Raw genomic sequence first — 2,536 nt, 5'->3', positions numbered from 1 at the left:
CTTTCCGTCTCCGACCTCTCCAAGACTTACGCGTCCGGCTTCCAGGCGCTGAAGCACGTGACCCTCGACATCCGCCCCGGCGAGATCTTCGCGCTGCTCGGGCCGAACGGCGCCGGCAAGACGACGCTGATCGGCTCGATCTGCGGCATCGTCACGCCGACCGAAGGCCGCGTGACGGTCGGCGGCCACGACATCCGCGATCAATACCGTGCGGCCCGCGAAATGATCGGCCTCGTGCCGCAGGAACTGACGACCGACGCGTTCGAGACCGTCTGGGCGACCGTGTCGTTCAGCCGCGGCCTGTTCGGCAAGGCGCCCAACCCCGCACATATCGAGAAGACGCTGAAGGCGCTGTCGCTGTGGGACAAGCGCGACAACAAGCTGATGACGCTGTCGGGCGGCATGAAGCGCCGCGTGATGATCGCGAAGGCGCTGTCGCACGAGCCGCGCATCCTGTTCCTCGACGAACCGACGGCCGGCGTCGACGTCGAGCTGCGCCGCGACATGTGGAAGCTCGTCGATTCGCTGCGCGAGAGCGGCGTGACGATCCTGCTGACCACGCATTACATCGAGGAAGCCGAGGAAATGGCCGACCGGATCGGCATCATCCTCGGCGGCGAGCTCGTGCTCGTCGAGGAAAAGCACGAGCTGATGCGCAAGCTCGGCAAGAAGCAGCTCACCGTGCAGCTCGAACACCCGCTCGCGGACGTGCCGCCCGCGCTTGCGCCGTTCGGGCTCGAACGCGCGGACGATGGCGCCGCGCTCGTCTACACGTACGACTCGCAGCGCGACGACGCGAGCATCGCGAAACTGATCAACGCGCTCGGCTCGGCCGGCATCGGCTTCCGCGACCTGCACACGACGCAGAGCTCGCTCGAAGACATCTTCGTCAGCCTGATCGACAACCGCCGCAACGGCGTGCAGCAAGGAGCCTGACGCATGAACCTGCATGGAATCCGCGCGATCTACCGCGCAGAAATGGCCCGCACGCGCCGCACGCTGATGCAGAGCATCATCGCGCCGGTGATCTCGACGTCGCTGTATTTCGTGGTGTTCGGCTCCGCGATCGGCTCGCGCATCAGCGACGTGAACGGCATCGGCTACGGCTCGTTCATCGTGCCGGGGCTCGTGATGCTGTCGCTGCTGTCGCAGAGCATCTCGAACGCGTCGTTCGGCATCTACTTCCCGCGCTTCACGGGCACGATCTACGAGATCCTCTCCGCGCCCGTGTCGTACTGGGAGATCGTGATCGCGTACGTGGGCGCGGCCGCGTCGAAGTCGATCCTGCTCGGCGTGATCATCCTCGCGACGGCCGGCCTGTTCGTGCCGCTGCACATCCTGCATCCGTTCTGGATGGTGCTGTTCCTCGTGCTGACGGCGGTCACGTTCAGCCTGTTCGGCTTCGTGATCGGCATCTGGGCCGACAGCTTCGAGAAGCTGCAGCTCGTGCCGCTGCTGATCATCACGCCGCTCACGTTCCTCGGCGGCAGCTTCTATTCGGTCGACATGCTGCCGCCCGCGTGGCGCATCGTCACGCTGTTCAACCCGATCGTCTACCTGGTCAGCGGCTTCCGCTGGTCGTTCTACGGGATCGCCGACGTGCACGTGGGCGTCAGCCTCGGCGCAACGTCGCTGTTCCTCGTGATCCTGCTGGCGATCGTCGCGTGGATGTTCCGCACCGGCTACAAGCTGAAGAATTGACGCACCACGGCCTCACCCCGCGCCGCCGCCGATGACGCATTTGGGCAAGCAGGCGGCGCTTTTCCTCTGATGCGGCAGTTTGTGGTCGCGTCTACTGAATACCGAAGCATCGGGGCCTTGGAGCATGCGCTGCGAGGCCCCTTTTCATTTCAGAGGACGCCATGCCCGCCGCCACCGCTCCCGCCTCCGCCGCCGCCCGGCTCGAACGCCTGCCGTTCTCCGGCTATCACAAGCGGATCTTCTTCATCATCGCGATCGCGTTCTTCTTCGACTCGGTCGACCTCGGCACGATGACGTTCGTGCTCGGCTCGATCCGCAAGGAGTTCGGGCTGTCGACCGCGGCCGCCGGCCTCGTCGCGAGCGCGAGCTTCTTCGGGATGGTGCTCGGCGCGGCCGTCGCCGGCCTGCTCGCCGACCGCTTCGGCCGCCGGCCCGTGTTCCAGTGGAGCATGGTGCTGTGGGGCGCGGCCTCCTACCTGTGCTCGACCGCGCAGAGCGTCGACGCGCTGATCGTCTACCGCGTGCTGCTCGGGATCGGGATGGGGATGGAGTTCCCGGTCGCGCAGACCTTGCTGTCCGAATTCGTGCCGACCGAGAAGCGTGGCCGCCTGATCGCGCTGATGGACGGTTTCTGGCCGCTCGGCTTCATCACGGCCGGTATCGTCGCGTACTTCGTGCTGCCGCAGTTCGGCTGGCGCACGGTGTTCGCGCTGCTCGCGATTCCCGCCGTGTTCGTGCTCGTCGTGCGCCGCATCGTGCCGGAATCGCCGCGCTGGCTCGAGCATGCGGGCCGGCACACGGAAGCCGACACGGTGATGCACACGATCGAGGCGAA

3 protein-coding genes are annotated in these 2,536 nt (G+C 66.2%); all 3 read left to right on the top strand.

The genetic code is table 11. The features are described 5' to 3' along the window. Positions 1-936 (top strand): ABC transporter ATP-binding protein (locus JYJ84_RS33940; RefSeq protein WP_205171355.1); only part of this gene is annotated, 936 nt, incomplete at its 5' end. A 3-nt stretch (positions 937-939) separates the two neighbouring features. Beyond that, complete coding sequence (locus tag JYJ84_RS33935) at positions 940-1,701, top strand: ABC transporter permease (protein ID WP_122947883.1); 762 nt, start codon at positions 940-942, stop codon at positions 1,699-1,701. A 161-nt stretch (positions 1,702-1,862) separates the two neighbouring features. Further along, positions 1,863-2,536, top strand: a 674-nt coding sequence (locus tag JYJ84_RS33930; protein ID WP_205190081.1) for an MFS transporter, incomplete at its 3' end; no start/stop codon positions are given.

Origin of the sequence: Burkholderia sp. LMG 13014 (genome assembly GCF_905232215.1) — a bacterium.
Taxonomy (GTDB): Bacteria; Pseudomonadota; Gammaproteobacteria; order Burkholderiales; family Burkholderiaceae; genus Burkholderia.
This window is presented reverse-complemented; position numbering and strand designations above follow the sequence as displayed.